The sequence below is a fragment of the Cyanobacteriota bacterium genome, from assembly GCA_027618255.1.
GTDB lineage: Bacteria > Cyanobacteriota > Vampirovibrionia > LMEP-6097 > LMEP-6097 > JABHOV01.
The window spans coordinates 1-6,204 of the sequence record JAQCFG010000087.1; the positions used below are offsets into that span (position 1 = coordinate 1).

General features: G+C 38.4%; 4 protein-coding genes. 2 read left to right on the forward strand and 2 right to left on the reverse strand.

All coding sequences use genetic code 11. From position 1 onward, the window contains the following. On the forward strand, window positions 1-916 hold a 916-nt coding region (locus O3C63_09255), incomplete at its 5' end, for a hypothetical protein (GenBank protein ID MDA0773111.1). Between the two features lie 80 nt (window positions 917-996). Here O3C63_09255 and O3C63_09260 read toward each other — a convergent pair. Further along, the gene (locus O3C63_09260; GenBank protein ID MDA0773112.1) at window positions 997-1,626 is read right to left on the reverse strand and encodes a hypothetical protein; all 630 of its coding nucleotides are present in this window, start codon (window positions 1,624-1,626) and stop codon (window positions 997-999) included. A 22-nt stretch (window positions 1,627-1,648) separates the two neighbouring features. Between O3C63_09260 and O3C63_09265 the strand changes: the two genes are divergently transcribed. Beyond that, window positions 1,649-2,518 carry a thioredoxin domain-containing protein gene (locus tag O3C63_09265; GenBank protein ID MDA0773113.1) on the forward strand — a complete coding sequence of 290 codons (870 nt, stop codon included), beginning with the start codon at window positions 1,649-1,651 and terminating at the stop codon, window positions 2,516-2,518. A gap of 316 nt (window positions 2,519-2,834) precedes the next feature. Here the strand turns inward: O3C63_09265 and O3C63_09270 are convergent. Further along, window positions 2,835-6,204 (reverse strand): DNA-directed RNA polymerase subunit beta'' (locus tag O3C63_09270; protein MDA0773114.1); only part of this gene is annotated, 3,370 nt, incomplete at its 5' end.

Consider the following 6,204-nt stretch of genomic DNA (forward strand, 5'->3'; position numbering starts at 1 on the left):
CTACTATGACCCGGCTATGGATGCTGGTATGAATGACCCAGCTATGGATGCTGGTATGATTGACCCGGCTATGGATGCTGGTATGAATGACCCAGCTATGGATGCTGGTATGATTGACCCGGCTATGGATGCTGGCATGAATGATCCATTTATGGCTGCTGGGCTAGATGAACTTTGTAACCAGCTAGCATACAGAATAGATACATTCAATCAACTTGTTGGCTTACTCGATATAGAGTGGACTGCTTTAAAAAATGAAGTAGCTGATAGATATGCCGAAATGGGTAATATTATAAGTTTCGCTGATACTGCTCACGCTACGCAAAATAACTGCTATAACAAAATGAAACAAACATACATATGTAGTGGTGCAAGTATGAAGAGTAGTCAGTATGCAAGAGATTTTTCAACTAATACTGCTATAAATAAAATGCATTACGATAAAGCTTTAATAGATGCTGAACTAAGAATACCTTTAGATGCTATGTTAACTACTATCATCAATACCGAGAATAGTATTGATGATGCAGATGAAGCCGTACAGAATGCTTGCAATCCAGCAGAAGATGCTGTAGCCATTACTTTAGCTGGGGCTCAGGTTGGTATGGCGGAGGCGAGTATGGACATGCTTCATGGGCAATTAGGAGATTTACAAACTAAATTTGTTGATAGATCTTCAAGATTTGATTTTGCTTATAACGGATTCAAAACTAGAATAACTAATTTACTAAATACAGCAAATAACGTAATGGCTGCTCACGCACCAAATACAAAAGCGACAATATATGCTGAATGTGCAGGCAGACCTAATAGACCGCGTAACCTGAATATATGGGTATTTGGTGAGAAATTGAGAAGAGACGCTGTGAACGGCTGCTTAAATCAATTAGGGGCAGATGTAGGTAATTTAATCTAAATACTCTTCAATAGACTTCCTGCGTAAGTCACTATTATCTCCACTGGCGGAACACATGCTCCGCATGGTTCCGTCTTTTTTTATTGAAACGCATCAAAAAAATTTTTTACTAAGGGTGGAATAGCCTTGGATTGTGGGTTCCATTTAGTTGGGGTCAAATGTAATAGAACTCCGCTGTTTGCCATCCACAAAGCCTTTTGGTATGCAAGAGGAGTAAGTGGAGCATTAGCATGTGGCATTTTATTTTTGTGATTTAATTGAACTTTTTCTTTTCTTAAAAATTGCACTAATTCACTAGAGCGTGCGTTATGCAAAAGATTATTGTCAGTAGTTATTGTAACATTTTGACCAAATCTTCCACCGCCAAGTTCAACTGAAGAGCGAACTTCAGCTAGTTTAACACCACGTTTTTTAATAGCTTCTAAAAGCAATACTGCTTGCTCAGAGCTTAGATTATAAGGTTTCAACGTAACATCTTGTAAGTCTTTCGTTACAATAGCCTTCCTTACTATTAACGCGGTTAAATTATCACCTGATGCAGTATAAGGCTCAGCAAAAACTTTCTGAGGCTTTTTAATTTGTACAATAATTTCTTGTAATCTCGCTATCTCATCCAAACTAATAGCAGTAGCACCAAGTGCTAATGGTTCTCTTAGGATCTTATATGCTTCTGTTACTAACTTAGCGTCTTTAACATCATCAGTTTGCAATGCTGCTGCAGCCTCTGTTCTTGTGTCAGGTTTGGGCTCTTGTGAGCTTGCCGGTTTCGTAAAAGGCAAACCCGCAGCACTAGCCACCAAACCTAAGAAATCTCTTCTGTGTATTGGTTCCATTATTATTATTTACCACAAATTAGCCCTCAAAGTATCCAAAAATGGGAAAAATAACTATATGCTACGACTCAGCTTATTAATTAGTCTTGTGATTGGATCAAATTTTTCCTACCTCAGTGCCAAAGTAGATAAGGATATAGAAAAACAAGTGCTAGAAGTAATAGAAAAAAACCCCGAATTTATTAGTGAGGTTTTGATTAACTATGCCAAAGATAAACAAAAAAATGATGAGGCAGAAAAATTCCAAAAATCCCTCGAAAAAAGATACCAAATCTCCATCGACGACTCACCTAGTGTCGGTAATAAAAATGCTAAATATCAATTAATTGCTTTTGTCGATTTACAGTGTTCATTTTGTAAAAAAGCAGAACTAACTATTTCAAAATTACAAGAAAAATATGGCAAGGATATATTGGTGGTTTATAAAAATTATCCTTTAGCTTTTAATGAAGAAGCTGAGAATGCTTCTAAAGCGGCTCTTGCAGCAAATCTACAAGGTAAATTTAGTGAATACAAAAATAATCTTTATGAGAATCAAGTCTTGTTAGGTGAACATATGTATTTGGAGATAGCCAAAAATTTAAACCTTGATATAGAAAAATTTAACCAAGATAGATCTAGTAAGGCAATTCAAGCACTAATAAACCAAGATAGCAAACAAGCTGAAAAACTCGATATCACAGGTACCCCATGTTTTTTTCTTAACGGCGTTAAGATACCTGGCGCTTATCCAGTAGATTATTTCGAAAAAATAATTGGCAAACTTTAGAACCTGTCTTGAAAGCTCAAGAACAAGGCTTGCTAGAGCCTGCAAGGCGTCCCGATTTGGTTAACACCAACGAGGGGGATCACATAACGCTGTTATTGGGCTTATCCAGCAAGGTTTTGTAAATTCTATTAAAGCTGAAGGACAGGATTGCTTCGTCGCTCCGCTCCTCGCACAATGACACAAAATCAAAAGCTGCCGCTGGAAAGCCCAAGAACGAGGCATGCAAAGCTCCGCAGGAGCGTGTCCGATTTGGCTGTAGCCAATAAGGACTCACGTAACGCCGCAGCTGGAGGTCTGAACAAGGCTTTATTAGAATTTAGATGGCTTGTGCTAACTCGGCACGCTCATTGTCGGTAGCTCTCAGCGCATCATCACCATCAATAGCTTCATCAAAACCAGTACCAGAAGGTATTAATCTACCGATGATCACATTTTCTTTGAGTCCATGTAACCAGTCTAGCTTACCTTTGATAGAAGCCTCAGCCAAGATACGAGTAGTTTCTTGGAAAGATGCTGCTGAGATGAAACTCTCAGTATTCAAACTAGCTTTAGTAAGACCAAGAAGTACAGAAGTATAAGTTGCTTCTTCTTCTCCATCAGTCTTAAGAACCTCATTGATTCTATCAACGTGATAACGCTCATGCATCTCACCTTGAAGCAATACTGAATCACCGGGCTCATCAATTTTGACTTTGCGAGTCATTTGTCTGACGATAACCTCAATATGTTTGTTAGCAATCTCAACACCCTGTGAAATATAAACTGATTGAACCTCGTCAACTAAGAACTGTTGCAAATGTGCAAGTCCTTTGTATGCCAGTAATTCATGTGGGTTTGGTTGACCATCAGTAAGTACATCACCAAGATCAACGACATCACCTGTATTCACAATGATATTTTGTCCAGGAGGAATTACAGTTTCGTGTCTTTCATCACCATCAATAATAAATAGACTTTCGATACCATCAGCAGTAACAATTTCTACTTTACCTTTGTAAGCAGCAACGACAGAAGGCTCTTTAGGTTTACGTCCTTCAAGAAGCTCTTCAACTTTTGGAAGACCCTGAACAATGTCACCTGCCTTAAGTCTTTCGTAGATGATAGTTGCCAGTTGATCACCCTGATTCACCAATGATTGGTTATCAACATGAAGTCTTGTACTTGCACTCACCAAGAATGGCTTAGCCTTACGCAAAGTAAGTTTGTTGCCATTGATAGCAATCACCTTGGCAGATTCTGGAACTTCAGTACTAGCATCAAGTTTGTCTCCAGCAAGTACATAGTTACCAATAGTTACTTTTGGTTTATCGCTAGTCTCCAAAGTGAATACATCTTCAAGTGTTTGAACAAGAATTTTATATTTATCATGCTCACTATAGAAAATCTCACCGTCAAAATTTGCAAGAGTTTGAACCCTAGCAACTGGAGTACCAGCCGTAACAAAATCACCAGGCTCTACAAGAATCTCCGTCATTGTATTCTCGTTACGATCAGTTCTTAGAATAATGTTTTCTTGGAAAACGATATTAAGATCTTTCTCACCAATTTCAATAATACCTTTGGCATCTTTATAATTCTCTTTACAATAAAGGATCAAACTAGTTTTAGTTAAAGGACCGCCAGCAATATTACGCACTCTATCACCATCTTTGAAGTTCATTTGAACAACTGGAACGATAGCGATATTGGCATCCGTAGTCTCTGACTCAAAATGAAGCGTTCTTGGAGTAATATCAAATAATTGAACTTCTCTAAGCAGTAACTTAGTCTCACCTGTTTCTTCATCAGCAAACAAAGTAATCATGCTTGGTTTTTTAGTTTTGACACCGTCAAATACTTCAACGCCCTTCTTAATGATATCTCCATCCTCGAATTTGAGAGCTGAAGGATCATCGATTGAGTACAATTCACCAGGGGTAATCGTTACTTCATGAACAATATTGTTTTCGATTGTTACACGAACGATACCGTCGATAGTAGAATGAACGTCTTTAACGATCTCAGTACCAGCAGTTACAAAATCACCGGTCTTGTTGTTCACAAGAGAAGCATCTTTTGAAAGTACATGAATTTCTTCAGGAATGAAAATTACACGACCGTGCTCAGTGACTAGCTTACGATCATCAATTTGAACTCCATCATATCTAATCTCACCTGAACAAGGTAGAGTAGGAGTGAATTGATCATCAATCAACTCAGCTAAGATTTTACCGTTCTCGATAATCTCGTTGTTAACAATTTTGATTATGTATCTTTCGCTTTGGTCATCTAGTATCCATTGAACGCCTTGTTGACTTTGTTCAATCTTGGCATTAGCAGCACCGATAGAGGCGTTGATTACATTAAGCATTCTACCTCTAAGAAGTTTCTTGACTTCTCTACCACCAATCTTAGATTTCTCGATTAATACATCAACACCATATCTAACTTCGCCATCATTTTCACAATTGATAACAGTTTGAGCAAGTGTCTGTCCTTTTTTGATTGAAGAACCGCTATCAACAACAACTTTACCGCCAGTAGGGATAGGTAAAACTTCTCCAGATTGAATCCAAATAGATCCTTGCTTGTTAGCTTGCTTAGAAATATTACCTTGTCTGTCAGTAGTTTCATCGATACCAAAATCAACAAATTCAACTTGACCAGCTTGAAGAGTAATTACATCCTTAGATGCTTTCTCTGTAAGAACTTTTTTGGTTGCTTCAGGAGCATCACCTAGATACTGACCCATCTTAACTTGGTCACCTGGATTTACAGCAAGTCTTGCACCCAAAGGAATATCAAGTGTTTTAGAACCGATTTTAAGTTTGCCTGCTTTAACTGTTTGGAAAAGAATATCTCCATACTTAGTTCTCATTTCACGAGTTCCAAAACTATATTCAACTTCACCAGCAACAGGAGCATTATAGACATCTCTCGTTTTACCAGAACCAGCAACCGCACCACCCGTGTGGAAAGTTCTCATCGTAAGCTGCGTACCTGGCTCACCAATTGACTGAGCAGCAATAATACCAATCGCTTCACCTAAGTTAACTGGTTTGTTGTCAGTTGTAGACCAACCGTAACAAGCTTTGCAAACACCATACTTAGATTCACAACTAAGTACTGATCTGATCTTAACTGCTTTAATTCCAGCTTTGTCGATAGCTTCAGCTTCAACTCTTTTGATCAAAGCACCCTTCTTGATAATGATAGAACCAGATTTTGGATCTTTAATTTGTTCAGCCGTAATACGTCCAATAATTCTATTACTAATAGGCACAACTTCAGCTTCACCATCTTTAAGAGGACCCATAGTAAGAAAGTTGGTAGTACCACAATCATTACTTCTAATAATTACATCCTGTGCAACGTCAACTAGACGACGGGTCAAATAGCCCGAGTCAGCTGTTTTCAGAGCAGTATCAACTAATCCCTTACGTGCACCATAAGCTGAAATCATATACTCAGCTACTGACAGTCCTTCACGGAAATTAGACTTAATAGGAAGATCGATAATCTTACCCTCGGAATCCGCCATCAAACCACGCATACCAACTAGCTGTCTAACCTGAGCGATAGAACCTCTCGCTCCAGAGAAAGCCATCATATAAACTGGGTTTAATTTATCAAAATTGTCAACAACTGCTGCTGTTACTTTTTCGTTAGTCTCAGACCAAGTATCGATCACCTTGTTATAACGCTCA